This window comes from Mesorhizobium sp. BR1-1-15 (assembly GCF_020165475.1).
In the GTDB taxonomy this organism is placed as follows: domain Bacteria; phylum Pseudomonadota; class Alphaproteobacteria; order Rhizobiales; family Rhizobiaceae; genus Mesorhizobium.
In genome coordinates this window covers 300,751-326,409 of record NZ_JAIUIF010000005.1, presented here as the reverse complement: position 1 = coordinate 326,409, position 25,659 = coordinate 300,751, and the positions used below count along the sequence as shown (strand labels likewise).

Sequence of the window (25,659 nt, the reverse complement as noted above, 5' to 3'; positions counted from 1 at the left end):
ACTGCGGCATGACGAGCGACGACACAATCATCATTGCCGACGATGCCGTGATCCATCCGGGTGATCTGCACGAGGATTTCATCCGCTCCTCCGGCCCCGGCGGGCAGAACGTCAACAAGGTGGCGACGGCGGTGCAGCTGCGCTTCGATGCACGCAACGCACCCGGCCTGTCGGAGCGCGTGCGCGAACGCACGATCAGGCTTGCCGGCCAGCGCGCCACCAAGGACGGCGTCATCGTCATCGAAGCCGGACGCTTCCGCACGCAGGAGCAGAACCGGGCGGATGCACGGGCGCGGCTGACGGCGCTGGTCGCCAAGGCGGCCGAGCCGCCACCGCCGCCGCGCAAGAAGACGAGACCGTCGAAAGGCGCGGTCGAACGGCGGCTGAAGAGCAAGGCCGGACGCGGCACCATCAAGAAACTGCGCGGCCGGGTAGAGAACGATTAAGCAACACACCAATCGCGCGCGTGAACCCGCTTTCAATTTCGCTTTGCAGATGCAAGGTTTACTCATTGCCACAGCAAGGAGACCTGGAGATGGGTATGTTCGATTTCGTCAAGAGCGTCGGCAAAAAGCTCGGCATAGGCGGTGACGAGGAAGCGGCACCCAGCGCCGATACGCTCAAGAAAGAACTCGATTCGCACAAGCTCGGTACCGACGGCGTGCAGGTCGTCGTCCAGGGCGACACGGCGGTGCTGAAGGGCGTGGTCAAGGACCAGTCGGTTTTCGAAAAGGCGGTCATCGCCGTCGGCAACACGCTAGGCGTCTCCAAGGTGCAGGCGGACGAGTTGCAGGTCGCGCCGGCCTCCGGTTCGGCGGCGGCCGCGGCCAAGGAACCGACCTTCTACACCGTCCAGAAGGGCGACAATCTCTGGAAGATCGCCGAGAAAAGCTATGGCAAGGGCAAGGGCGCCAAGAACACGGTCATCTTCGAGGCCAACAAGCCGATGCTGACCCATCCCGACAAGATCTATCCGGGGCAGGTCCTGCGCATTCCAGACCTCACCTGATCAAGGGAGACGCGAATTTTTCGGGAACGGCGGCTTTCGGGTCGCCGTTTTCATTTTCAGATGGCATGCTCGAACCGACGAAACGGAGCTAGCGACCGACCTCATGCTCGTTCTGCCCAAGGGCGTCCGCCACATGCCGGCCTATCTGTCCCGCGACGTGCAGGAGGCGCTGGTGGAGGATGTGAGAGGCATCGTCCAGCAGGCGCCGCTATTCGTGCCGGCCATGCCGCGCACCGGCAAGGAAATGAGCGTGCGCATGACCAATTGCGGCCCGCTCGGCTGGGTCACCGACAAGGAACGCGGCTATCGCTACCAGCCGACGCACCCCGTGACAGGGACGCCGTGGCCGCCGATCCCGGATCTGCTGATGCGGTTGTGGCGAGAGGTCTCGGCCTACCCGCATCCGCCGCAGGCATGCCTGGTCAATTTCTACGCGCCGGATGCGAAGATGGGTCTGCATCAGGACCGCGACGAGGAGGATTTCTCAGCACCCGTCGTCTCGGTCTCGCTGGGCGACGACTGCCTGTTCAGGGTCGGCCAGACGACGCGCGAGGGGGCGACCCGGTCGTTCAGGCTGAAGAGCGGCGACGTCGTCGTGCTCGGCGGCGAAGGACGCCTCTGCTTTCACGGCGTCGACCGCATCTATCCCTCGACCTCGGCGCTGCTGAAAAATGGCGGCAGGATCAATCTGACGCTGCGGCGGGTGACGAGGGGTCAGTGAGCACTGCTGCGCCGCGCATAGACCTCGATGTAGTCTCCTAGCGCGATCTCTTCGTAATTGCTCATCAAGGCCTGGAAGTCAGCGTTCTGACGCATCCAGGTAGTCCATATTGGAGGATAATTCGCTGCCAACGACAACACGGATTTCTTCTTGTCCAAGCGATCGACAAGGATGATGTCCGGCTTGTTGTCGCGGATCAAGGAGTTGACATAAAGCGTATAGTTGTCGAGGTCGTGCCGCGCTATTCGTTCGTCTTCGCCGTGATAGTTGCCTTTCATCAAACCCCAAAGCGCATGGGCGCCAACCCAATCATGAGCGTAGGCTGAAAGCCAGCGGCCATTGACCATCCTCGCCAGCGGATTCCCGACGGAAAGATCCGAACTGACCTGAACAATGGACGGCGAGGAGTATCGGGCCTTGATTGCATCGACCAGGCTCTTTTCCGGCATCTGGTAAAACTGGTGGTGCGTTACCGTGAGAGCGACAACCACGGCAAAGGCGGCGCTAGAATGAAGTCTCGCATTGGCGCGCTCCGAGGCCGCTTCTTCTCCTGAAAGCGCGAGCACTTTTTGCCGTCGCGATGCAACAGCCAACAGCATCGCGACCAGCAACGCAAGCTGATACGGATACTGGTGATTGGGCCAATATTTGCCAAGATATGCCATTGAGACAAAGAAGCCTGCGCCACTTGTTACCGCAATTGCCACATCACTTCGCCAAGCAGATTTCCGCATCTGGAAGGCTATAAAAACGACGAACACCGCAAAGGTCGGCAGCGCCAACAGAATATTTATGTTGGCCCGCAGACTGACATAGTAGCGCATCAGCAAAGGCAAGAACGTATCAAGAAATTCTGGGAACCATATTCGCACGCTGGCGAGATACCCCGTGCAGATCGCGCCTATGACGATATTCTCAACAGTCAGGCAGGCCAGAAGCGACCGCCTTCGCCAGGCGATGACAAGATAAGGCAGTGCGATGCCAAGTGCCCAGTGGGGCTTAACGAGCAGCAACACGCTTGCCGCCAGCCCAACGGTGAATGCAAGTGCAAATGGTATATGCTGGCCTTGACTATCGTTGGAACGCCACATCATCAGGAACAGCATCGGCATGAACAGCATCATACCGATATGCTCGCGTTGTCCGAAAATATTCCCTGGCATGATCAGAAGCAGAACCGCGAGCATGGGATAGACCCACTGGGTTCTGAGATCGACAAAGATCCTGCCTTTCTCGATCACAAGGGCCGACAACAAAATCGAAACGACGAAGATAAGATAGATGAAATATTCGATCGCCAATTCCGGCGAAATTCCCAACCTATGGGACAACCACACTGGTCCGATATACAGAGCGACCGAAAAAGGCGGGTTGGTTTCTAAAATGTCGACATAGAGTTTCTGACCAGAAAAAATCTTCTCGCAGATAATGATTATCCAACTCACATCGGTGTTGTCACCCGCTGTCCAAGGCATGAAAAAGGAGATCACGACGACCAGTCCAACGAGCGAGAATTGCCGCAGACTGCCGATACGGTACTGGGATGCGACCATCGCATCGAACGTTCTTGCGCCCGACAAGCTCATATGATTGCCTCTAAAAGGACGAGCCTCCGCAAAAGATTAAAGGTCATGATCGAAACTGGGACAGAGGCATAGCTGCTTGCGATCCCATTAAGATTGCATCGGAAACTAGCTCGGATAGCCTAAAGTGCCGTTAATCGCGCCAGCTAAAGCTTGCGCAGCGCCACTTCCTCGACCAGGTGGTCGGCGCCTTTGCGTAGGATCAAGTCGGCGCGGGCGCGTGTCGGCAGGATGTTTTCGCGCAGGTTCTTCAGGTTGATGTTGGTCCACAGGCCTTCGGCAATCGCCCGTGCCGAATCCTCCGACAGTTGCGAATAGCGATGGAAGAACGATTCCGGATTGCGGAAAGCGGTCTCGCGCAGCCGCATGAAGCGGGAAATGTACCATTCGTGGATCAGCTTCTCGTCGGCATCGATGTAGATGGCGAAGTCGAAGAAGTCGGACAGGAAAGGCACGATCTTGCCGTCCTGCGGCAGCTTGCCCGGCTGCAGCACATTGATGCCCTCGAAGATCAGGATGTCGGGCCGGTCGATGGTGACGAACTCGCCGGGGATGACGTCATAGGTGAGGTGCGAATAGACCGGCGCGCGGATATCCGGCAGCGCCGACTTGATGCCCGAGAGGAAGCGCAGCAGCGCGCCGACGTCGTAGCTGTCGGGAAAGCCCTTGCGCTCCATCAGGTTTTCGCGGCGCAGTACCTCGTTGGGCAGCAGGAAACCGTCGGTGGTGATGAGATCGACCTTGGGGCTGGACGGCCAGCGCGCGAGCAGCTCCTTCAGTACGCGTGCCGTGGTCGATTTGCCGACCGCGACAGAACCGGCGATGCCGATGATGAAGGGCGTCTTGACCACGTCCGAGGCGTTGAAGAAAGCCTGGCGCTGCCGGAACAGCAGCTGGCTGGCCTCGACATGTGCCGACAGAAGCCGCGACAGCGACAGATAGATGCGCTTGACCTCTTCGAGATCGATTGGATCGTTGAGCGAACGCAGGCGGCGGAATTCATCCTCGCTCAGCGTCAGCGGCGTGTCGGCGCGGAATTGCGACCATTGCTCGGCCGAGAAGAAACGAAAGGGGGAATATTTCTCGGTCGGTGCGAGCTGATCCATCGAGATTCCTGCCCTCCTCGCGGTCAGCGCTTGGACCGTGACGCCTTCTCGGCGATGCCCGAACGCCCGGTGCGGCTTTCGAGCTCCCTAAGCACGTCGTCCAGCGGCACACCCGAAATGCCGAGAACGACGAGCCAATGATATATAAGATCGGCACTTTCCGAAACGAGCGCCTGTTTGTCACTCTTGATGGCGGCAATCACCGTCTCGACCGCCTCTTCGCCGAGCTTCTGCGCCGCCTTCTCGATGCCGCGCGCGTAAAGCTTGGCGGTCCACGAGTCCGGATCGCCGGAATGGGCGCGTTCGCTGATGATTGTCTCCAGATCGGAGAGTGAAAACTCAGTCATCGCGCCTTGGCCCTATTTCTTAGCCGCAAGCCTCTAGGGCCGATCGCCCGAGGAGTCCAGCCGCATCGGCAGGCCGGCTTGCGCCATATGGGCCTTGGCCTCGGCGATCGTATAGGTACCGAAATGGAAGATGGAGGCCGCCAGCACGGCACCTGCATGACCGTCGCGAATGCCTTCGACCATATGGTCGAGCGTGCCGACGCCGCCCGAAGCGATCACCGGCGCGCGCACCGCGTCCGATACCGCGCGGGTCAGCGCGATGTCATAACCGGCCTTGGTGCCGTCGCGATCCATTGAGGTCAACAGGATCTCGCCGGCACCGCGATCGACCATTTTGTGGGCGAATTCGACCGCATCCATGCCGGTTTTTTCCCGTCCGCCGTGGGTGAATATCTCCCAGCGGTCGGCCTCGCCGGCGCCCGACACTTTCTTGGCGTCGATGGCGACAACGATGCACTGGTTGCCAAATTTGTCGGCGGCTTCGGCGACGAAATCCGGGTTCTTGACCGCCGCCGTGTTGATCGACACCTTGTCGGCGCCGGCCAGGAGCAATTTCCTGATATCGGCAACCTGGCGTACGCCGCCGCCGACGGTGAGCGGCATGAAACATTGCTCGGCCGTGCGGGCGACGACATCGAAGATGGTCTCGCGATTGTCCGATGACGCGGTAATGTCGAGGAAGCAAAGCTCGTCGGCGCCGGCCGCGTCATAGGCCTTGGCGGCCTCGACAGGATCGCCGGCATCGACGAGATCGACGAAGTTGACCCCCTTGACGACGCGGCCGCCCTTGACGTCGAGACAGGGGATGACGCGGGCTTTCAGCATCAGCGGCCTTCTATCGTGGCTATGAGATCGTTGAGCAGCTGCCCGACCAGCGGCGGCACATCGGCCTGCGCATCGAAAGCCGGATCGTAGGCGGAAACGGTGATGCCGACGATCGGCACCGCAAGCGCCATAGCGCAGGTCGCGTCGCGCAATTGTTCCGGGTTCGGCCCGCCCGGCGCTACATAGCGGTTGGCCTGCAGCGCCTCAGGGTCGTGCACGTCGAGATCGAGATGCAAGTGCACGCGTTTAGCGCCGGCGGCGTTGAGTTTTTCGGTTGCCGCTGCCGCTCCCGGACATTCCGTGCGGATCACCGGCAATGCCTCCAGAAGCTGTTTCTCGTCCGGGTCGAGATCGCGAGCGTTGACGAGCACGCAGCGCGACGGATCGATCGGCTGGAAGCCGGGAATTGCCGCCGCCATCGGGCGCCAGCACAGGCCAAGCACGGTGGCCAGCGCCATGCCGTCGAGAAAGCCATATGTGGATGTCTCGGGCGTGTTGAGGTCGCCATGCTGGTCGGCCCAGATGATCGCGTCCGCGCCCTCGCCGGCGACGGCGCCGGCTGATGTCAGGCAGTTTCCGGCCAGCACGATGGGAAAACGTCCCCTGTCGCGGGCGATGCGGACCTCGCCTGAAACGGCGTTGCAGACGGCGAAACCGGTGGCGATCTCACGCTCCTGGGCATCGCCGACCTTGCCGATGTCCTCGACCGCGACATCGTGGCCGGCCATGGTCAGGGCTTCGACCAATCCGCCCGCAATCAGCGCGTCCGGCCCCTGGCCCATGCCGCCATGATAATGGCCGCTGTCATAGGAGGCCAGGATGATCGAGACTTTCAAGATCGCATCTCCACCGGAGGCGCGCCTTTCAGGATCGCCAATGCTTCGGCCGGGTCGATACGGCCGTCGTAAAGCGCACGGCCGGAGATCGCCCCTTCGAGCTTTTGCGCGTCGGGCATGGTCATGCGCACGATGTCGGCGATCGAGGCGAGGCCGCCCGACGCGATGACGGGGATCGACACGGCGTCGGCGAGGCTGATCGTGGAATCCCAGTTGATGCCGGTCAGCACGCCATCGCGGTCGATGTCGGTGTAGATGATGGCGGCGACGCCGGCGCCTTCGAATTTCCTGGCCAGCTCGACGACGCCGAGGCTCGACGCTTCGGCCCAGCCCTCGACCGCCACCTTGCCGCCCTTGGCGTCGATGCCGACGGCGACCTTGCCCGGAAAGGCCTTGCAAGCCTGCCTGACCAGGTCCGGATCGCGCACGGCCACGGTGCCGAGAATGACACGGGCAAGCCCGCGGGCGAGCCAATCCTCGATCTGCTCGAGCGTGCGGATGCCGCCGCCGAGCTGCACCGGGTTCTTGGTCGCCTTGAGGATGGCGCCGACCGCGGCGCTGTTGACGCTCTGACCCTGGAAGGCGCCGTTGAGGTCGACGACATGCAGCCATTCGAAGCCCTGTTCTTCAAATGCCTTTGCCTGGGCGGCCGGGTCGTCGTTGTAGATGGTCGCGGTCGCCATGTCGCCGTGCTTGAGGCGCACGCACTGGCCATCCTTGAGGTCGATTGCCGGAAACAGGATCATTTTCTTGCACTTATCCCCAAAAAGAACAAAACTGGAACTGAGGATATGGTTGCGCGCTGGACTCTTTTAGGAGTCGTCCTTAAGAGTCGATTCGCCACATCAAAAAGCCGGGTTAGCGGCCCGGCTTTTTGAGCCTTCACCACTTGAAGTGCCGAAGGCGATAGGATTGTCCCTACAGGTGTGCAGATTGCACATCGCAGATTCTGCGTCAACATTCCTTCTTTGGCCGGCACTTCGTTTTTCCTCCCAAGGAGAAGAGTGATGGCTGTTGCCAATTTGGATGAAACGGAAGCAATCAAAGCCTGGGTGCTGCGTGCTTGCGAATGGAAGACCCGCAACATCGCAGCACGGTTTGATGTAGACCCCCGTCGTTTGTATGAAGTTTGGGAAGAACAGGAACATAAGGGAACTCGGTTCAAGGCAACTCGTCTCTTTAGCCGCCTGCTACCAAACATAGGTGTCGCGGGCAGATTTGAAGTCCACCGACCTCGCTATCAGCGAGTAGCCAAACCGGAAAATGGGCAGATGACATTGGAGTTTAGGGCTTCCACTTGAGGAAGTTAGTTATCAGAGCCAGGCCGAGCGCCTGGCTCTTCTCTGGGTGGAACTGCGTGCCGACGAGATTGTCGCGGGCGACGGTCGCCGTTACGGGGCCGCCATAGTCGGCGACCGCCAGCACCTCTTCGGGCTTGCGCGCATCGAGATGGTAGGAATGGACGAAATAGGCGTGCAGGCCGGTTGGCCCGGTGGGAACGCCGGAGAACAGCGGATGCTTGCGCATCAGCTCGATCGTGTTCCAGCCGATCTGCGGGATCTTCAGTGCCGGATCGGCCGGCGCGATCTCCTTCACGTCACCTGATATCCAGCCAAAGCCATCGGTGATCGTCTTTTCGAGGCCCCGCTGGGACATCAGCTGCATGCCGACGCAGATGCCGAGGAATGGACGCCCCTTGGCGATGGCGACTTCCTCGACAGCTTCCCACATGCCGGGGACGGCACGCAGTCCGGCGGCGCAATCGGCATAGGCGCCGACCCCGGGCAGCACGATGCGGTCGGCCGTGCGCACCCGCTCGGCGTCGGCCGTCAGATCAATGCCGGCGGCGATGCCCGCCTCGCGCGCCGCGCGCTCGAAGGCCTTGGTGGCCGAGCGCAAATTGCCCGAGCCGTAATCGATGATCGCAACGCGCATGTCAGCGTCTTCCCGGAATGTGGGTCAGCCCCAACGCCATGCCCGGCTGCGCCGGGCGCGCCAGGGCGGCGTCCGGCACCATGCGCGGCACAGGCTCGGCTCCATCCGCATGCCGCTCGGCCTCCAGGGCAAAGCGCGCATCGGCATCGTCGAGCCAACCGGCTTCGACCACCCCCCATTCACGCCAGCCGCGGCGGCGGAGCGCCGCGATGCGCAGCGCCTGCCCTTCCAAGCCGACATAGAGCGAGACAAGCAGGGACAGCAGCGAACCAGCCAACCCGAGACCGAGCCTTTCGCCAAGCATCGAAAGCACCGCCATGACAATGAAGGTGAGTGCCGCTTCGATCCACAGCCGATGCCAGGCGAACCACAGCGGCGGCACCAGCAGGCCGAGCCAGGTGAAGCCGTCGCGGACAAGCGCCGTCGCATCTGCCTTTTCGCCAGGGCCCGGCGGTTCCATCACCACATAGCTGGCCATGACCTATCCCTTCAACGATCCCTTGGTGGAGGGAACCGCGTCCGGCTGGCGCGGATCGCGCTCCAGTGCTGTCCGCAGCGCACGCGCCACCGCCTTGAAGCAGGTTTCGGCAATGTGGTGGTTGTTGGCGCCATAGTGATTGGTGACATGCAGCGTGATGCCGGCGTTCTGTGCCAGCGCCTGGAAGAACTCGCGCACGAGTTCGGTGTCGAAGGTGCCGATCTTGGGCGAGGAAAACGAAACGTTCCACACCAGGAAGGGACGGCCGGAGACATCGATTGCCGCGCGCGTCAGCGTCTCGTCCATGGCAAGATCGATCGAGGCATAGCGCATGATGCCGCGCCGCTCGCCCAGCGCCTTGGCCAGCGCCTGGCCGAGCGCGATGCCGGTGTCCTCGACCGTGTGGTGGTCGTCTATGTGCAGGTCGCCCGTGGCCCGAACGGTCATGTCGATCAGCGAATGGCGCGCAAGCTGGTCGAGCATATGATCGAAGAAGCCGACGCCGGTCACGATGTCCGATTTGCCGGAGCCGTCGACATGGACCGACACGGCAATGTCGGTTTCCCTGGTCTTGCGGCTGATTTCGGCGGAACGGGGCGACATGGCCTTGTCCTTGTCCGTGAGTTTAAGCGCTTCAGGCGTTCGCCTGCTTGAAAACGAAAGCCTTCTAGCAGCATGATCCAGCGATTGCCAGTTGCCATCCGGGTCGGTATCGAGCGTTTGCAATCACCGCCCCCATGCATACATATGGGCCGATCAAAGTCACTCGTACCGCGCCAATCGCCTTTTGAGGGATGGCGCGAATCGGAGCAGCAAATGTCCAATGAACTGACCATGCACGCCACGACTATCGTGACGGTGCGCAAGGGCAACAAGGTGGTGATCGCCGGCGATGGCCAGGTCAGCCTTGGCCAGACCATCATGAAGGGCAACGCGAGAAAGGTGCGCCGCATCGGCAAGGATGGCAACGTGATCGCCGGTTTCGCCGGTGCCACGGCGGACGCCTTCACGCTTCTGGAGCGGCTCGAAGCCAAGCTCGAACAATATCCCGACCAGTTGACGCGCGCCTGCGTCGAACTCGCCAAGGACTGGCGCACCGACCGCTATCTGCGCCGGCTGGAAGCGATGATGCTGGTGGCCGACAAGTCGGTCTCGCTGGCGCTGACTGGCACCGGCGACGTGCTCGAGCCCGAGCATGGCGTCATGGCCATCGGTTCAGGCGGCAACTATGCGCTGGCTGCGGCCCGCGCACTGATGGACACAGACAAGGACGCCGAGGAGATCGCCCGCAAGGCGATGCAGATCGCCTCCGACATCTGCGTCTACACCAATAACAATTTCGTCGTCGAAACGCTCGATGCCGCCTGAACCAGGCCTGCGTCCGTGATCCCGATCCGAAAGACCGCGCAAGCGAAAAATGGAGGCCGGCTTTCGGAGAAGATCATGGAAAGACACGAAGATAGCTATGATTTTCGGCCTGTGACCGCGAAAGACCTGCCGATGATCGCCGGCTGGCTCGCCGAACCGCATGTCGCTCAGTGGTGGGACGATCCAGAGACGGAAATCGCCGAGATTCGCGATCATATCGATTCGATTTCCGTCGAGCCGCTGATCGTGGAACTCGACGGCACGCCGATCGCTTACCTGCAGAGCTACGATCCACACCTGGAAGAAGACCACCCTTATGCCGACCAGCCGTTCGGGACGCTCGGCATCGACCTGTCGATCGGCCGGCCGGAACTGGTCGGCATCGGCCATGGCTCGGCGATGGTGCGCCAGTTCGTCGAGCAGTTGTTCGAGGAAGGCGTGCCGCGCGTCATCATCGATCCCGACCCATCCAATGGCCGCGCCATCCGCGCCTATGAAAAGGCGGGATTCCGCGCAATTGATCGCCGGCAATCCAGATATGGTGATGTCGTGCTGATGGCAATCGATGCGCACGAGACGCTAGCGGGCGACACGGAAGCGGGGAACTGACGGATGAACGCAGTTGGCGAGGACAGCACGCTCTCGGCCTATGAAGACAGCTGGCGGATGGGGCTTCTGCTCGTGCTCGCCCTGGTCATTTTCCAGGCCGGAGCCCTCTATGGCATGGGGCATCCGCCGATCTGCACCTGCGGTTATGTCAAACTATGGCACGGCGTGGTGAACAGTTCCGAGAATTCCCAGCATATATCGGACTGGTACACGTTCTCGCACATCATCCACGGCTTCCTGTTCTATGCGCTGGCCAGGTTCCTGTTTCCGCGTTCGCCGGTCGGCTTGCGGCTGGCTTTCGCCGTATTCATAGAAGGCGGCTGGGAGCTGATCGAGAACAGCCCGTTCATCATAGAGCGCTACCGCGCCGGCACCATCTCGCTCGACTATTACGGCGACAGCATCATCAATTCGGTGTCGGACACGCTGGCCATGGTGCTGGGATTTGTGATGGCGCGAAGGCTACCTATATGGGTGATCGTCAGCCTCGCCATCCTTTTCGAACTGGGTACGGGCTACCTTATCCGGGACAATCTGACACTCAACGTGATCATGCTGCTGCATCCGTTCGAGGCCATCAAGCAGTGGCAAAGTGGAATTTAGTGATATGAGCACATTTTCTCCCCGCGAAATCGTTTCGGAACTCGACCGCTTCATCATCGGCCAGAAGGACGCCAAGCGTGCCGTGGCCATCGCCTTGCGCAACCGCTGGCGCCGCCAGCAGCTGGAAGGCCAGATGCGCGAAGAGGTGATGCCGAAGAACATTCTCATGATCGGGCCGACCGGCGTCGGCAAGACCGAAATCTCGCGCCGCCTGGCGCGGCTGGCCGGTGCGCCCTTCGTCAAGGTCGAGGCAACCAAATTCACCGAGGTCGGCTATGTCGGCCGCGATGTCGAGCAGATCGTGCGCGACCTCGTCGAGGTCGCCATCGGCCTGGTGCGCGAGAAGATGCGTGAGGACGTCAAGGCGCGCGCCCATGTCAACGCCGAGGAACGCGTGCTGGAGGCGCTGGTCGGCAAGACTGCCAGCCCTGCGACGCGCGATTCTTTCCGCAAGAAGCTGCGCGAGGGCGAACTCGACGACAAGGAGATCGAGATCGAAGTGGCCGACACCGGCAATGGCGGCATGCCCGGCTTCGAGATTCCCGGCATGCCGGGCGCCAATATCGGCGTGCTCAATATCAACGACATGCTGTCCAAGGCAATGGGCGGCAAGAAGACCAAATTGCGCAAGACGACGGTGAAGGAATCCTACGACCTGCTGGTCAACGACGAGTCCGACAAGCTGCTCGACCAGGACGAGGTGGTTCGCCGGGCGCTGGACGCCGCGGAAAATGACGGCATCGTCTTCCTCGACGAGATCGACAAGATTGCGGCCCGGTCGGACATCTCCGGCGGCCCTTCGCGCGAAGGCGTGCAGCGCGACTTGCTGCCGCTGGTCGAAGGCACCACGGTGGCGACCAAATATGGGCCGTTGAAGACCGATCACATCCTGTTCATCGCATCGGGTGCGTTCCACGTCTCGAAGCCGTCCGACCTTTTGCCAGAGCTGCAGGGCCGCCTGCCTATCCGGGTCGAATTGCGCGCCCTGGAAAAGGAGGACTTCGTTCGTATCCTGACCGAGACGGAAGCGAGCCTCATCAAGCAGTATATCGCGCTGATGAAGACCGAAGGCGTCGACCTGACCTTCACCGACGACGCCATCGATTCGCTGGCCGGCATCGCCGTCGACCTCAACGCCAGCGTCGAGAACATCGGCGCGAGGCGTTTGCAGACGGTGATGGAGCGCGTGCTGGACGAGATCTCCTACGACGCGCCGGACCGCAACGGCACTGCGGTGACCATCGACGCCGCCTATGTGGAGAAACATGTCGGCGACTTGTCGAGGAACACCGATCTGTCGCGCTTCATTCTTTGAGCAGGCGCGCGCCGGATCGTTCCGGCGCCTGTCGGGCGAATGGATCATGTGTGGCCGGATGGTATCATTCGGCCACCTTTCGTTCTGCCGAGCGCAGGGCCGCTCTCGACTCGACCAAGAGCTTTACCTAGTTTGCGCGGCAATTCTCTAGGCGGCGGGGCGCATGAAAAAACTCATCCCAGTCATTCTCGGCTTGACGCTGGCGTCAACGCTGTTCGGCGCCGACGCGGCAGCCCTGGTGCCGCCGGGAAACCGCAATGCCGAGCAGCCCAGCATTCCGGGAGCCTCGAGCCGGCGCACGCAGGCCACCAACACCACGTTCCAGGCAAAATACCGCAAGGTCTATGCGCTGCTGCAGAACGACGCCGACCTGCGCGGCAAGATCAAGAAGGCGGCAAGCGTCTACGGCATCGATCCAATGCACATTGTCGGCGCCATCGTCGGCGAGCACACCTACAATGTCGACGCCTACGACCGGCTGCAGACCTACTACGTCAAGGCGATCTCCTATCTCTCCAGCAAGCTGTCCTTCGCCTATGACGGCGAGGACATCACGGATTTCGTGCAGCGGCCGGAATTCAGGAAATGCGCTGGGATGTCCGACAGTTACGATTTGTGGGAATGCCGCGAGCAGGTGTGGAACCGTTCGTTCCGCGGCAAGACCGTCGGCGGCGAAGACTTTCCCAACGACCGATTCGGCGCCACTTTCTTCCAGCCTTACTATGCCGGCCAGACCTTTGGTCTCGGCCAGCTCAATCCGCTGACCGCGCTCCAGATGAGCGATCTCGTGCACAAGGTTTCGGGCCTGCCGAAGCTCGACGTTGGCGATCCCAATGCGGTCTACAAGACCATCATGGATCCCGACCTGACGCTGCCTTATGTCGCCGCGACGATCCGGAAATCGATCGACGCCTACAAGAGCATTGCCGGCTTCGATATTTCGGGCAATCCGGGCCTGACCGCCACGCTCTACAATGTCGGCAATCCCGAGCAACGCGCCTATGCGCTGAAGGCGGAGAACGACAAGCGCAGCGCCGCCGGCGAGCCTGTGAAGCTGCCGGAGGAGAATTATTACGGCTGGCTGGTCAATGACAAACTGCCGGAGCTGAAGGCGCTTTTCTAAGGGCGGACCCGGCGCGCTGACGTTGATTTGCCAAAGCCGCGCCCCCGATAAAAGCGGAGCTCAGGCCGCCAGCAGCGACTTCAATTTGACGGCCTGCGAACCGAGCGCTTCCGGCGCCGGCCTCGCCCGTTTACCGATCAACATCTCCGCCAGCCTGATGTCGCGGGCGACCGCATTGCCCGGCCCGATGCCGCTGGCGGCCACCAGCCTGCCGTCCTCGGCAAGATGAAAGAGGATGAAGGCGTCCTCGCCGAGATCGCGGCGCACCGTGCTGCGGCCTTCGTCGGAAAGCCCCGCGATCTGCAGGGACAGGCCATATTGATCCGACCAGAACCACGGCACCGCCGCATGTGCCTCGGCGGCGCCGAGCATGTTTTTTGCCGCCAGCGCGCCTTGTTCCTGGGCGTTGCGCCAGGCCTCCAGCCGCACGCGATGGCCGCCATAGACGGCAAGCGGGAACGAACAGCAGTCGCCGGCAGCGAAGATGTCGGGGTCGCTGCTGCGCAGTTCGGCGTCGACTGATATGCCGTTGTCGATGGCCAGTCCCGCTTCGGCGGCAAGAGCCGTCACCGGCACGGCGCCGATGCCGATGATGGCGAGATCGGCGAGGATTTCGCGGCCGCCGGCAAGCGCGATGCGCACCTGCCTGCCGTCGTCGGCGATCGAGGCAATGCCTTCGCCGCACGCTATGTCGACGCCTTCGGCGACGTGGGTGTCATGGACGACCTTGGCGATCTCGGCCGGTACGCCGCGCATCAGGATGCGCGGCTGCGCCTCGATGACGGTGACCGCGGCACCGAGCTTGCGGGCCACCGCGGCGAGTTCGAGGCCGATGAAGCCGCCGCCGATGACGGCAATGCGGTTGCCCGCCTTGAAATGGGCGCGGATGGCCAGCGCATCGGCGAAGGTGCGGAGGTAGACGCAGCGCCCGCCAAGGCCGGGCATCGGCAGTTTGCGCGGCGTCGAGCCGGTCGCCAGCAGCAGCTTGTCGTAGGGCAGGACCGAACCGTCCGACAGGCGCACAGTATGCGCGGCGCGATCGATCGCTGCAGCCTGAATGGAATGGATATGCCGGATGGACTTTTCGGCGAGGATCTCGTCGCTGGCGATCGCCTTGATCTCGGGCACGCCGCCGGCCATGGCGTCCTTGGACAGAGGCGGCCGTTCATAGGGCAGATGCGGCTCGTCGCCGACCAGCGTCACCGGTCCCTCATAGCCGAGGTCACGCAATGCAAGCGCTGCCCGGCCGCCGCATTCCCCGGCGCCGATGATGACCATTCCGCGCGTCATACCGGTCATCCGATCTGGACGAGGACGCTGCCGGCGTCGACCTTGACCGGATAGGTCCTGAGATTGACGCAGGCCGGCGCGCCCTTGGCCTGGCCTGTCTTGTAGTTGAAGCGGCCATTGTGCTTGGGACATTCGATGATGTCGTCCATGACAAGCCCGTCGGCGAGATGCACCTTTTCGTGCGTACACAGGCCGTCGGTGGCGAAATACTCGTCATCGGGGCTGCGATAGATGGCGTAGCTGCGGCCGCCGTGATCGAACCGCATCACATCTTCTTCGTCGATGTCTCCCACGGCACAGGCCTCGACCCAGTCGCTCATACTTTCTCCCGCGAAATTTCCCGATCGCGCCTCACGGGCGGATATCACTCCGCCGCGGCGTTGAAGGCAGCATTGTCGTTGTGCAGATCCTCGCGATACGGCCTGGCCGTTGGCGGCAGCTCGCGCTTGAGGAAATAATCCTCGTTGCGCAACTGGCGTCAGAAGACAGGCAGCATCTCGCGATAGCCGGCCAGGATCGACGGCGTCGGCGCCGGCAAATCATGCTTGATCAGTTCATGCAGCTTCGGCAGCGCATGGTAGGGCACCATCGGGAACATATGATGCTCGACGTGGTAGTTCATGTTCCAGTAGATGAAACGACTGATCGGGTTCATGTAGACGGTGCGGCTGTTCAGCCGATGGTCGGTGACGTTGTCGGCAAGACCGCCATGCTGCAGCAGGCCGACCATGACGTGGTGCCAGGCGCCATAGAGCCTGGGCAGGCCGACCAGCATCAAGGGCAGGAACGAGCCGGTATAGAGCGCCAGCGCGATGGTTGCGGCATAGATCGCGGTCCAGATGCGGGCGATGCGGATCGCTTTCGGCTGTTCCTGCTCGGGAATAAAGGTCTTTTCGGCCGCGCTGATGTTGCCGGCGGCGTTGCGCAGCATGTCTGACATCGCATGCCAGGCGTCGAGCACGCCGACAAAGCCGAGGATGGCGCGCACCAGGTCCGGCGGCCGCATAACCGAGATTTCCGGGTCGCGGCCGACGATGATGGTGTCGGTGTGATGGCGCGTGTGGCTCCAGCGCCAGGTCACCGGGTTGCGCATGATCATGAAGCAGGCGACCTGATAGACCCAATCATTCATCCACTGCGTGCGGAAGGCCGTGCCATGGCCGCATTCGTGCCAGCGGGAATCGGTGGACGAGCCGTAGAGCACGCCATAGACGAAGAAGAACGGCACGCACCACCAGGTGCCCCAGAACCAGGCACCGCCGGCGCCGCTGACGATGAGCGCGGCGACCCAGATCGCCGTGTCGCGGAGCGCGGGCGCGTCGGAGCGCTGCATAAGTTCCTTCATCTGCTTGCGGGGAATGTCGGTGTGATACCATTCGGCCGCCGACAGGCCGGTCTCGACGGCCAGCCTGGCGTCGCGGCCGATCAGGCTGTAGTCACGCCGGGACGGCGCAGCATGCATGGTTGCCTCCCTCGGCAAGGGCATCCGCCACGCGAATGCCCGACATTTCCTGGCTTCGAGGCTGAAAATAACGCCAGCTCATGATAGACTCAACATCATAAAGATAGTTTCTATCATTTCCTATCATAATGATGTAGGAAAGATGCGCAGTCGAACGAGGGCATACATGGCGAAACGGCCGACCATATCAGATCTGGCGCGCATCTCCGGCGTCAGCGTCGCCACGGTGGACCGCGTGCTCAACAGCCGCCTGCCGGTGCGCGAGGAAACGGCGCGCCGCGTCTATAACGCCGCGACCGAGATCGGCTATCACGCCGCAGGCCTGATCAAGCAGCGTATGCGCCAGGAATTGCCCGAGTATCGGCTGGGTTTCCTGCTGCTTCGGGGCAATGACGTTTTCTATGGCGATTTCGCGCGGGAACTCGAACTGGCGGTCGCACAATCGCAGCGCTTCCGTGGCGTCGCAACCATCGATTTCGCCAGCTCCCTGGCCCCGGATGAGATCGCTGCCCAGATGCGCAGGCTGGCGGCGAAATCGCGGGCGATCGCCGTGGTCGGCCCTGACCATCCGACGCTGACGGCGGTCGTGGAGGCGCTAAAAGCCAGAGGACAGCCGGTCTTCTCCCTGCTGTCCGACTTCGCCGCCGGCATCCGCGAAGGCTATGTCGGGCTCGACAACCGCAAGGTCGGCCGCACCGCCGCCTGGATGATCTCGAAGGCTGCGAGGAAGCCCGGCAAGGTCGCCCTTTTTGTCGGCAGCCATCGCTTCCACGGCCATGAGCTGCGTGAGATCGGTTTCCGCTCCTTCTTTCGCGAGCATGCGCCGGACTTCAACGTGCTGGAGACGCTGGTCAATCTGGAGGCCAACCAGGTGACCCATGATGCGATGATCGATCTTCTGGCGCGATATCCGGATCTTGTCGGCTGCTACGTCGCCGGCGGCGGCATGGAAGGCGCCGTCTCGGCGCTGCGGACAGCGAAGCCCGCAAGCATGCCGGTGGTCGTCTGCAACGAGATCAACGCCGAATCGCGCGCCGCGCTTGCCGACAACATCCTGACGATGGTGATCTCGACGCCGCTTGCCGCGCTCTGTCGCGAGCTCGTCGATCGGATGGCGCATGCCATCGAAACCGGTGCGGCCAATGCGCCGGGCCAGACATTCCTCCCCTTCGACATCTATTTGCCGGAAAACATCTGAAGCCATTTCAGGAATGCGCGCAGCGGTTTTCCGTCCAGGTCGCGTCAGGACGGAAGGTAGGGCGTTTCCATGAAACGATAAAACCCTCGGGCAGCCCGGTCTGCCGCAAACCAGCCGCCTGAAATGATAGAATCCATCAGAGACAGCCGAAAATCGCACGCCCGAATTCGGAATTTCCCTTGACGCCCCGATTCGAAATGGAATAAATATTTCACTGACTGTACATTTTGGTTCTTTCGTTCCGACAACACCTGGTTCGAGCAGGCAGTTCGGCGTTCCAGCAGTGGTGAACCGCGTTGGAACGAAATGATATCAGGGAGAGATTCCCCGGGGAGATCGGGGATTCCGGATAGATCGGTGCAACCGGACACCCAAAGTGGAGGAGAAATACAATGAAGAAAATGATTTTGGGCGTCGCTTTCGCGGCGCTGATGAGTTCGTCCGCCATGGCAGCCAAGATCGGCGTGTCGATGGCCAAGTTCGACGACAATTTCCTGACCGTGCTGCGCAACGGCATGATCGAGCAGGCCAAGGGCATGAGCGGCGTGGAGCTGCAGGTCGAGGACGCACAGAACGACGTCGCCAAACAGCTCGACCAGATCAAGAACTTCGCCGCATCGGGCGTCGACGCCATCATCGTCAATCCGGTCGACACCTCGGCCACGCAGGCGATGTCGGATGCCGCGGCCGCCGCCAAGATCCCGCTGGTCTATGTCAACCGCGAACCGGTCAATGTCGACACGTTGCCTGACAACCAGGCCTTCGTCGCTTCGAACGAGGCCGATTCCGGCACGCTCGAAACCAAGGAGGTCTGCCGCCTGTTCAAGGAAGCCGGCAAGAAGGAAGCCAATGTCTACGTGATCATGGGCGAGCTTTCCAACCAGGCAGCCGTGCAGCGCACCAAGGACATCGAGGAGGTGATCGCGACGCCGGATTGCAGCTTCATCAAGATCATCGACAAGCAGACGTCGAACTGGAACCGCGACGAGGCCCAGAACCTGATGACCAACTGGCTGTCGACCGGCAAGCCGTTCGACGGCGTCATCGCCAACAATGACGAAAGCGCCATCGGCGCCATCCAGGCGATGAAGGCCGCCAATGTCGACATGAAGACGGTTGTCGTCGGCGGCGTCGACGCCACGCAGGACGCGCTCGCCGCCATGCAGGCAGGCGACCTCGACGCCACCGTGTTCCAGGACGCGGCTGGCCAGGGCGCCGGCGCGCTCGACGCGGCACTGAAACTGTCCAAGGGCGAGAAGGTCGAACACAAGGTCTACGTGCCCTTCCAACTGGTGACGCCGGCCAACATCGACAAGTTCCTGAAGAAGAACTGAGCGGCGGAACGGTTCACCTCGGGGCGGCGCTCAAAGGACCGGGCGCCGCTCCTCCTCTCGGCGCTTTCATGACGCCAGGAGCGACCGCGGCTGACGGAGGATAGACGAGTGGCACAGACATCTCATGGCGTCGGCGGGGTCAGCTATGATGCGAAGAAGCGCATATGGCCGGCGGAATTCAACGTCTTCCTGGCGCTCGTCATTCTTGTCGTCATCTTCGAATTGATCGGCCGCGTCTTTCTCGGCGACAGCTTCCTGTTCAACACCCGCAGCAATGTCGGCGGCCTCTTCAACGAGGCGCGGCTACAGATCATCATCCTGCAAGTATCGATCGTCGGCATCATCGCCATCGGCGTGACGCAGGTTATCATATCGGGCGGCATCGACCTGTCGTCGGGCTCGATCGTCGGCGCCACCGCCATGATCGCCATGAGCTTCGCCCAGGTGGCGACGGTCAACGGCAACCCCAATCCCAAGGCGATGTTCCTGGCTCAGGGCTGGACCGACCTGCCGGTGATCGTGCCGGTGCTGGTCGCCATCGGCTGCGGGCTGCTGGCAGGCCTGGTCAACGGCGCCCTGATCGCCTACACGCGCATTCCGCCCTTCATCGCCACGCTGGGCATGATGGTGACCGCGCGCGGCATCGCCAAATGGTGGTCCAAGGGGCAGCCCATCTCGTTCCCGACCGAGAGCTTCGCCGCCATCGGCAAGGGCCTGATGCCCGTCATCATCTTCCTGTCGCTGGCCGTGCTGTTCCAGCTGATCATGACCTACACACGATACGGCAAGCATTGCTACGCGATCGGCTCCAACGAGGATGCCGCGCGCATGTCCGGCATCAAGATCGCCAACCACAAGATCCTGGTCTACGTCATCGCCGGCATACTCGCGGCGCTCGCCGCAGTGGTGCTGTCTTCCAAGAACCTCACCGCCCAGGCCGGCATGGGCGTGATGTACGAACTCGACGCCATCGCCATGGCGGTCATCGGCGGCGTATCGCTGTCGGGCGGCCGCGGCTCGATCATCGGCACGGTGATCGGCGCGCTGATCTTCGGCGTCATCATCTCCGGCTTCACCTTCCTGCGCCTCGACGCCTACTACCAGGAGATGGTCAAGGGCGTGATCATCGTCGGCGCCGTCGTTCTCGACCAGTGGCGCCAACGCCTGCGGGCATTGAGGGCTTGACCATGTCAGACATCGTCCTGAAGACCGAAAACCTGACCAAGCGCTATGGCGGCGTGCAGGCGCTGGAAGGCGCGAATTTCGAGCTGCGCAAGGGCGAACACGTCGCCATCATGGGCGACAATGGCGCCGGCAAGTCGACCTTCGTGCGCCAGATCACCGCCGTCGAGCAACCGACCAGCGGCCAGATCTGGTTCGACGGCAAGCAAGTCAATTTTTCGGGCCCTATCGAGGCGCGCGAGGCCGGCATCGAGACCGTGTTCCAGAACCTGGCGCTGGCCGACGACCTCGACGTGCCGTCGAACCTGTTCCTTGGCCGAGAAAAAGTGCTGTTCAATCTGGGACCGTTTTCGATCCTGGACCGCCGGGGAATGCGCAAGGCGACCGAAGCGGCGCTGGTGCGCACGGCGGTGAAAATCCCAAACCTGTCGAACACCATCCGCCATATGTCGGGCGGCCAGCGGCAATGCGTGGCGATCGCCAGAACCGCGACCTTCGCCTCCAAGCTGATCATCATGGACGAGCCGACGGCAGCACTCGGCGTGCAGGAGACCGCGCAGGTCGAGAACATCATCCGCACGCTGAAGGACAATGGCGAGCCGCTGATCCTGATCAGCCACAATATGCGCCAGGTGTTCGACCTTTGCGACCGCATCGTCGTCTTCCGGCGCGGCCGCATCGTCGCCAATTTGCGCAAGGAGAACACCGACGGAAACGATATCGTTTCCTACATCACCGGCGCCAAGACCGGAGAGGCCGAACTCGCGGCCTAGGCCGGGCGCGGAGGCCGCGGTCATCGCCTCCCTGTCGATCTTGTCTTGACTGGAAAAACACCTGCGCGCATGACCGGCGCCCCGCCAGCTTCGAACCATCCCCAGAGGAAATTTCCATGACTCTCCGCTTCGCCCTCCTCGGTGCCGGCCGCATCGGCAAGGTCCACGCCCGCGCCGTCGGCTCCAATCCGCAGGCCAAACTGGTCGCCGTTGCCGACGCTTTCGAGAAGGCGGCGAGCGAACTCGCCACGGCCTACGGCGCCGAGGTGCGCACCATTGATGCCATCGAGAAATCCGGGGACATCGACGCGGTCGTGATCTGCACGCCGACCGACACCCATGCCGACCTGATCGAGCGCTTCGCCAAGGCCGGCAAGGCGATCTTCTGCGAGAAACCGATCGACCTCGACGTCAAGCGGGTCGAGCAGTGCCTGGCCGTGGTCGAGAAGGCCAAGGCGACGCTGATGGTCGGCTTCAACAGGCGCTTCGACCCGCACTTCGCTGCGGTGCGCAAGGCAATCGATGACGGCGCCATCGGCACGGTCGAGATGGTGACCATCACGTCGCGCGATCCGGGCGCACCGCCGATCGACTACATCGCGCGCTCCGGCGGAATCTTTCGCGACATGACCATCCATGATTTCGACATGGCGCGCTTCCTGCTCGGCGAAGAGCCGGTGGCGGTCAGTGCGCATGCCTCGGTGCTGGTCGACAGGAAGATCGGCGAGGCCGGCGATTTCGACTCGGTCAGCGTCATCCTCGAAACCGCGTCGGGCAAGCAGGCCGTCATCTCCAATTCCCGCCGCGCCACCTATGGCTACGACCAGCGCATCGAGGTGCATGGCTCGAAAGGCATGGTCGCGGCCGAAAACCAGCGGCCGGTCTCAATCGAACTGGCCAATGAAAAGGGCTATACCCGCCCGCCGCTGCACGATTTCTTCATGACCCGCTACCTCGACGCCTATGCCATTGAGATTGCGTCCTTCATCGCCGCCGCGACGTCGGGCAAGAAGGCGGCACCGAGCGGGACGGACGGGCTCATCGCACTTCGGCTGGCGGATGCGGCGCTGAAATCGGCGACATCAGGCCAGACCGTCCGCCTCGACAAGTAACGACTTAAAGCACAGGAGCAGAGCGATGAGCGCATCAGCCGATCGCAATTCACAAACGCGCGCCATCGTCACCGGCGGCGCACAAGGCATAGGCTTCGCGGTCGCCGAGGCATTGGCGGACGAAGGCTGCCGGGCGCTGGCCCTGATCGGCCGCTCGCAGGAAAAGGGCGACAAGGCGGTCGCCAGCCTCAAGAAGTCGGGCGTCGACGCGATCTTCATCAGCGCCGATGTCTCCAAGGTGGCCGACTGCAAGCGCGCCGTCGCCACCGCGCTTTCGCATTTCGGCACCATCAACGCCCTGGTCAACGCCGCCGCCACATCCGCGCGCGGCTCGTTGGTGGAGACTAGCGAGGAGCTGTTCGACACCATCTTCGACACCAATGTGCGAGGACCCTTCTTCCTGATGCAGGGCGTTGTGGCGCATCTGCTTGAGAAAAAGGCCCCCGGATCGATCGTCAACGTGCTGTCGATGTCGGCGCATACCGGCCAGTCGTTCCTGACGCCCTATTCGACCAGCAAGGGCGCGCTGATGACGCTGACCAAGAATGTCGCCAATGCCTACCGCTTCAACCGCATCCGCTGCAACGCCGTGCTGCCCGGCTGGATGGACACCGAGGGCGAGGACATCGTGCAGAAGAAATGGCACGATGCACCCGACGACTGGCTCGAGAAGGCCGAGGCCGCGCAGCCGATGGGCCAGCTGGTGAAGCCGGACCAGCTTGCCCGGCTGATCAGCTACATGGTCAGCCCGCAGTCCGGCGTGATGACCGGCTCGCTGGTCGACTACGACCAGAGCATCGCTGGGGCGTCGCCGGAGTAGCGGCCGCGTAAGCGAAACCGTTAACCAGGTGGTCATCCACGGGCGGAGCAAGGAGCGCAGCGACGCGGCGCAGACCCGAGGATCCATGCCGCGACTTCCGGGCCGTCGCTACGGCGCAAGATTCTGCACCGCAGCACTCTCCCATCTAGGTCGCGGCATGGATCCCAGGGTCTCCGCGACGGAGCTTCGCTCCTGCTTCGCCCTAGAATGACGAAATCGCAAAGGCTCGGCCCTCACCTGAAATTGCTTGCTACCAGGGTACGTGACAAACGCCGCCGCTTCGACTATATGAGCCGCATGATCCACCTGACCGCCACCTATTGGTACTTTAGCAGCTCGCTGGCGGCGGGAGGATTGCGCTCGATCTGAAGATTGCAGCAAACAGTCCGACAAGCCGCCAGACCTGGCGGCTTTTTTGTTTTCAGCCGGCAGGTCTCCCAACCAGGAGCAGAAGCCGTGTTGACCACCACAGACGACCTTCGGGTCAAGGAACTGAGACTGCTGAGCACGCCGGAAGAGGTGATGCGCGAGATACCGCGCTCACTCACGGCGACGCGCACCGTTGCCGCCTCGCGCAACGCCATCCACTCCATCCTGACCGGGGCCGACGACCGACTTGTTGTCATCGTCGGCCCTTGTTCCATCCACGATCCGGTCGCGGCCGTTGACTATGCCAGCCGTCTGGCGGCGCTGCGCGAAGCTCTGTCCGACCGGCTCGAGATCGTGATGCGGGTCTATTTCGAAAAGCCGCGCACGACGGTCGGCTGGAAGGGCCTGATCAACGACCCCGACCTCGACGGCAGTTTCAACATCGACAAGGGGCTGCGGATGGCCCGCAATGTGCTGTCGGCCGTCAACAATCTGGGCCTGCCGGCGGCGACCGAATTCCTCGACATGACCACGCCGCAATACATTGCCGACCTCGTCGCCTGGGGCGCGATCGGCGCGCGCACGACCGAGAGCCAGATCCATCGCGAGCTGGCCTCGGGCCTGTCCTGTCCGGTCGGCTTCAAGAACGGCACCGACGGCAATCTCAGGATCGCTGCCGAGGCGGTGAAATCCGCCGCCCAGCCGCATCATTTCATGGCGGTGACCAAGGGCGGACGCAGTGCGATCGCGGCAACGACCGGAAACGAGGATTGCCATGTCATCCTGCGTGGCGGCGTTCAGCCCAACTATGACGCGGCAAGCGTCGAGGCCGCCTCGGTCGAACTCGCCCGCATCGGTATCGCGCCCCGCCTGATGATCGATGTCAGCCATGCCAACTCAGCCAAGAAGCCGGAGAACCAGCCCAAGGTCGCGGCTGACGTGGCGGGACAGGTCGCGGCGGGGGACGAGCGCATTATCGGCGTCATGATCGAGAGCAATCTCGTCGCCGGCCGGCAGGATGTCGTGCCGGGCAAGCAGCTCGTCTACGGCCAGAGCATCACCGATGGCTGCATCGACTGGGCGGCCACGGAGACGGTGCTGCACGGCCTTGCCGGCGCCGTGGAATGGCGCCGGTCGGCGCGCCGCGCCTTGATGGAGAGCCGGCAGGGCGCCGCCTGATCCGGTTGGAGCATAAGGGCGGCGTTTCCGGTTTCAGCCCAGGACCACGCCGCCCTTAGAGCAGTTCACCGTTTCATGGAAACGGCGAACCGCTCTAACTCTTTGTTTTGACGCAATTCCGGACAGAAAACCGCACGCACTTTTCTTGGAATTGCTCTAGGGCCGCAGCCCTCCACCTCCCTTGCATGCCACCGATCCCCGTGTTACATACTGAACCAAATGGTTCAGTATTCCGCGACCCGCCTGGATGCCTCGTTCGCCGCGCTTTCGGACGCCACCCGACGCGGGGTTCTGGAGCAGCTCGGCCGTGCGGACGCTTCGATCACGGACCTGGCCCAGAAATTCCACATGACCCTCACGGGCATGAAGAAGCATGTCGGCGTCCTGGAGCAGGCGGGACTCGTCACGACGCGGAAGGTCGGGCGCGTGCGGACCTGCAAGCTGGGCCTGCGCCGCCTGGAGGATGAGGCGGAATGGATCGAGAGATACCGGCAGCTCTGGGCCGCACGCTTCGACGAGCTGGACAAGGTTGTCGAGGAATTGAAACGCAAGGAGGAAGTCGATGGACGCAGGAAGAGCGAGTGAGGCCAAACGCACGACGGTGGAACGGAGGTCCGACCGGGAGTTGGTCGTTACGCGAAGCTTCGACGCGCCTGCGCGCATCGTGTTCGAGGCGTGGACCAAGCCTGAGCTGTTCAAGCAGTGGTGGGTGCCGAAGTCGATGGGCATGTTCCTGCGTTCCTGCGAGATGGATGTTCGTGTGGGAGGCGGGTACCGTTTGGTGTTCGGGCATGACGGCTCGAACCCTGCCGAGTTCTTCGGCAGGTATCTCGAAGTGACACCGCACTCGCGCCTCGTCTGGACCAATGACGAAGGGGGTGAGGGTGGACCCGTCACCACGGTGACCTTCGAGGAAAAAGGCGGCAAGACGCTGCTGGTCATGCGCGAGCTCTATCCCTCGAAGGAAGCCCTCGACGCCGGCGCCGGGGCGGCGGATGCGATGTCCGAGCAATTCGAGCAGCTGGACGAGCTTCTCGCCACGCTGCAGGGCGCCGCCTGATCCGGCCGGCGCCAGAAGGGCG

At 62.4% G+C, this 25,659-nt stretch carries 30 protein-coding genes and 1 pseudogene; 19 read left to right on the top strand and 12 right to left on the bottom strand.

Annotated features, from left to right (window positions below; genetic code table 11):
* Window positions 1-8: 8 nt before the first annotated feature.
* From arfB to LB541_RS12340, 3 genes are all read left to right on the top strand, one after another.
* Window positions 9-446 carry an alternative ribosome rescue aminoacyl-tRNA hydrolase ArfB gene (gene arfB / locus LB541_RS12350; protein ID WP_140491189.1) on the top strand — a complete coding sequence of 146 codons (438 nt, stop codon included), beginning with the start codon at window positions 9-11 and terminating at the stop codon, window positions 444-446.
* 89 nt (window positions 447-535) lie between these two features.
* Window positions 536-1,009: a peptidoglycan-binding protein LysM gene (gene lysM, locus LB541_RS12345; RefSeq protein WP_140491191.1), complete on the top strand. Its 474-nt coding sequence runs from the start codon at window positions 536-538 to the stop codon at window positions 1,007-1,009.
* Window positions 1,010-1,112: 103 nt separating this feature from the next.
* Entirely contained in the window at window positions 1,113-1,730 is a 618-nt protein-coding gene (locus LB541_RS12340; protein WP_224618514.1) for an alpha-ketoglutarate-dependent dioxygenase AlkB family protein, read from the top strand.
* Here the strand turns inward: LB541_RS12340 and LB541_RS12335 are convergent.
* The 6 genes from LB541_RS12335 to hisA all read right to left on the bottom strand — a co-directional run bounded on the left by LB541_RS12335 (window position 1,724) and on the right by hisA (window position 7,173).
* Window positions 1,724-3,316 (bottom strand): hypothetical protein, encoded by a 1,593-nt coding sequence (locus LB541_RS12335; protein WP_140554567.1) that lies wholly within the window; start codon window positions 3,314-3,316, stop codon window positions 1,724-1,726. The two genes, LB541_RS12340 and LB541_RS12335, sit on opposite strands and share 7 nt — an antisense overlap.
* A 143-nt stretch (window positions 3,317-3,459) precedes the next feature.
* Window positions 3,460-4,419, bottom strand: a complete 960-nt coding sequence (gene coaA, locus LB541_RS12330; RefSeq protein ID WP_140491197.1) for a type I pantothenate kinase — start codon at window positions 4,417-4,419, stop codon at window positions 3,460-3,462.
* Window positions 4,420-4,442: 23 nt separating this feature from the next.
* A complete protein-coding gene (locus tag LB541_RS12325; RefSeq protein ID WP_140662333.1) occupies window positions 4,443-4,766 on the bottom strand; it encodes a phosphoribosyl-ATP diphosphatase in 324 nt (107 codons plus the stop codon).
* Window positions 4,767-4,799: 33 nt separating this feature from the next.
* Window positions 4,800-5,594: an imidazole glycerol phosphate synthase subunit HisF gene (gene hisF / locus LB541_RS12320; protein ID WP_181173428.1), complete on the bottom strand. Its 795-nt coding sequence runs from the start codon at window positions 5,592-5,594 to the stop codon at window positions 4,800-4,802.
* A complete protein-coding gene (locus tag LB541_RS12315) occupies window positions 5,591-6,427 on the bottom strand; it encodes an arginase family protein (RefSeq protein WP_224618512.1) in 837 nt (278 codons plus the stop codon). Before LB541_RS12315 ends, hisF begins: the two co-directional genes overlap by 4 nt.
* Window positions 6,424-7,173: a 1-(5-phosphoribosyl)-5-[(5-phosphoribosylamino)methylideneamino]imidazole-4-carboxamide isomerase gene (hisA, locus tag LB541_RS12310; RefSeq protein WP_224618510.1), complete on the bottom strand. Its 750-nt coding sequence runs from the start codon at window positions 7,171-7,173 to the stop codon at window positions 6,424-6,426. Before hisA ends, LB541_RS12315 begins: the two co-directional genes overlap by 4 nt.
* Before the next feature lie 261 nt (window positions 7,174-7,434).
* On the opposite strand from hisA, the gene LB541_RS12305 reads away from it, so the two are divergent.
* Complete coding sequence (locus LB541_RS12305) at window positions 7,435-7,728, top strand: hypothetical protein (protein ID WP_140561760.1); 294 nt, start codon at window positions 7,435-7,437, stop codon at window positions 7,726-7,728.
* Here LB541_RS12305 and hisH read toward each other — a convergent pair.
* The 3 genes from hisH to hisB are packed head-to-tail and all read right to left on the bottom strand — an operon-like array spanning window position 7,712 to window position 9,443.
* Window positions 7,712-8,362 carry an imidazole glycerol phosphate synthase subunit HisH gene (hisH, locus tag LB541_RS12300; protein WP_224618508.1) on the bottom strand — a complete coding sequence of 217 codons (651 nt, stop codon included), beginning with the start codon at window positions 8,360-8,362 and terminating at the stop codon, window positions 7,712-7,714. The two genes, LB541_RS12305 and hisH, sit on opposite strands and share 17 nt — an antisense overlap.
* A gap of 1 nt (window position 8,363) precedes the next feature.
* A complete protein-coding gene (locus tag LB541_RS12295) occupies window positions 8,364-8,840 on the bottom strand; it encodes a DUF2628 domain-containing protein (RefSeq protein ID WP_140524116.1) in 477 nt (158 codons plus the stop codon).
* Between the two features lie 3 nt (window positions 8,841-8,843).
* Window positions 8,844-9,443, bottom strand: a complete 600-nt coding sequence (hisB, locus tag LB541_RS12290; RefSeq protein ID WP_140625509.1) for an imidazoleglycerol-phosphate dehydratase HisB — start codon at window positions 9,441-9,443, stop codon at window positions 8,844-8,846.
* 213 nt (window positions 9,444-9,656) lie between these two features.
* Here hisB and hslV point away from each other — a divergent pair, with 213 nt between their 5' ends.
* From hslV to LB541_RS12265, 5 genes are all read left to right on the top strand, one after another.
* On the top strand, window positions 9,657-10,208 hold the full coding sequence (gene hslV, locus LB541_RS12285; protein ID WP_140582985.1) for an ATP-dependent protease subunit HslV: 552 nt from the start codon (window positions 9,657-9,659) through the stop codon (window positions 10,206-10,208).
* Window positions 10,209-10,283: 75 nt separating this feature from the next.
* Window positions 10,284-10,817, top strand: a complete 534-nt coding sequence (locus LB541_RS12280; RefSeq protein WP_224618497.1) for a GNAT family N-acetyltransferase — start codon at window positions 10,284-10,286, stop codon at window positions 10,815-10,817.
* A 3-nt stretch (window positions 10,818-10,820) separates the two neighbouring features.
* Window positions 10,821-11,420, top strand: a complete 600-nt coding sequence (locus LB541_RS12275) for a DUF2585 domain-containing protein (RefSeq protein ID WP_140517739.1) — start codon at window positions 10,821-10,823, stop codon at window positions 11,418-11,420.
* Between the two features lie 4 nt (window positions 11,421-11,424).
* Window positions 11,425-12,735, top strand: a complete 1,311-nt coding sequence (gene hslU, locus LB541_RS12270; RefSeq protein ID WP_140517738.1) for an ATP-dependent protease ATPase subunit HslU — start codon at window positions 11,425-11,427, stop codon at window positions 12,733-12,735.
* A gap of 163 nt (window positions 12,736-12,898) precedes the next feature.
* Window positions 12,899-13,858, top strand: a complete 960-nt coding sequence (locus tag LB541_RS12265; protein ID WP_224618495.1) for a DUF1402 family protein — start codon at window positions 12,899-12,901, stop codon at window positions 13,856-13,858.
* A 60-nt stretch (window positions 13,859-13,918) separates the two neighbouring features.
* On the opposite strand, the gene LB541_RS12260 is transcribed toward LB541_RS12265, so the two are convergent.
* The 3 genes and pseudogenes from LB541_RS12260 to LB541_RS12250 all read right to left on the bottom strand — a co-directional run bounded on the left by LB541_RS12260 (window position 13,919) and on the right by LB541_RS12250 (window position 16,610).
* The gene (locus tag LB541_RS12260) at window positions 13,919-15,157 is read right to left on the bottom strand and encodes an NAD(P)/FAD-dependent oxidoreductase (RefSeq protein WP_224618494.1); all 1,239 of its coding nucleotides are present in this window, start codon (window positions 15,155-15,157) and stop codon (window positions 13,919-13,921) included.
* Window positions 15,154-15,468: a MocE family 2Fe-2S type ferredoxin gene (locus LB541_RS12255; RefSeq protein ID WP_140524123.1), complete on the bottom strand. Its 315-nt coding sequence runs from the start codon at window positions 15,466-15,468 to the stop codon at window positions 15,154-15,156. The genes LB541_RS12260 and LB541_RS12255 overlap by 4 nt, the downstream gene beginning before the upstream one ends.
* A gap of 44 nt (window positions 15,469-15,512) precedes the next feature.
* Window positions 15,513-16,610, bottom strand: a pseudogene (locus LB541_RS12250) (fatty acid desaturase family protein).
* 166 nt (window positions 16,611-16,776) lie between these two features.
* On the opposite strand from LB541_RS12250, the gene LB541_RS12245 reads away from it, so the two are divergent.
* The 10 genes from LB541_RS12245 to LB541_RS12200 all read left to right on the top strand — a co-directional run bounded on the left by LB541_RS12245 (window position 16,777) and on the right by LB541_RS12200 (window position 25,637).
* Window positions 16,777-17,808: a LacI family DNA-binding transcriptional regulator gene (locus LB541_RS12245; RefSeq protein ID WP_140895807.1), complete on the top strand. Its 1,032-nt coding sequence runs from the start codon at window positions 16,777-16,779 to the stop codon at window positions 17,806-17,808.
* Window positions 17,809-18,200: 392 nt separating this feature from the next.
* On the top strand, window positions 18,201-19,142 hold the full coding sequence (locus tag LB541_RS12240) for a sugar ABC transporter substrate-binding protein (protein ID WP_140491233.1): 942 nt from the start codon (window positions 18,201-18,203) through the stop codon (window positions 19,140-19,142).
* A gap of 108 nt (window positions 19,143-19,250) precedes the next feature.
* Complete coding sequence (locus tag LB541_RS12235) at window positions 19,251-20,327, top strand: ABC transporter permease (protein ID WP_140517734.1); 1,077 nt, start codon at window positions 19,251-19,253, stop codon at window positions 20,325-20,327.
* A gap of 2 nt (window positions 20,328-20,329) precedes the next feature.
* Complete coding sequence (locus tag LB541_RS12230) at window positions 20,330-21,097, top strand: ATP-binding cassette domain-containing protein (protein WP_140491237.1); 768 nt, start codon at window positions 20,330-20,332, stop codon at window positions 21,095-21,097.
* 116 nt (window positions 21,098-21,213) lie between these two features.
* Window positions 21,214-22,209, top strand: coding sequence for an inositol 2-dehydrogenase (iolG, locus tag LB541_RS12225; protein ID WP_140658386.1), 996 nt, complete (start codon window positions 21,214-21,216; stop codon window positions 22,207-22,209).
* A 25-nt stretch (window positions 22,210-22,234) separates the two neighbouring features.
* Window positions 22,235-23,029, top strand: a complete 795-nt coding sequence (locus LB541_RS12220) for an SDR family oxidoreductase (RefSeq protein WP_140517731.1) — start codon at window positions 22,235-22,237, stop codon at window positions 23,027-23,029.
* Between the two features lie 207 nt (window positions 23,030-23,236).
* Complete coding sequence (locus tag LB541_RS12215) at window positions 23,237-23,398, top strand: hypothetical protein (protein WP_181167258.1); 162 nt, start codon at window positions 23,237-23,239, stop codon at window positions 23,396-23,398.
* An 87-nt stretch (window positions 23,399-23,485) separates the two neighbouring features.
* Window positions 23,486-24,577, top strand: a complete 1,092-nt coding sequence (locus LB541_RS12210; RefSeq protein WP_140561744.1) for a 3-deoxy-7-phosphoheptulonate synthase — start codon at window positions 23,486-23,488, stop codon at window positions 24,575-24,577.
* Window positions 24,578-24,796: 219 nt separating this feature from the next.
* Window positions 24,797-25,162: an ArsR/SmtB family transcription factor gene (locus LB541_RS12205; RefSeq protein ID WP_140676516.1), complete on the top strand. Its 366-nt coding sequence runs from the start codon at window positions 24,797-24,799 to the stop codon at window positions 25,160-25,162.
* On the top strand, window positions 25,140-25,637 hold the full coding sequence (locus tag LB541_RS12200; RefSeq protein WP_140517729.1) for an SRPBCC family protein: 498 nt from the start codon (window positions 25,140-25,142) through the stop codon (window positions 25,635-25,637). Before LB541_RS12205 ends, LB541_RS12200 begins: the two co-directional genes overlap by 23 nt.
* Window positions 25,638-25,659: the final 22 nt, after the last annotated feature.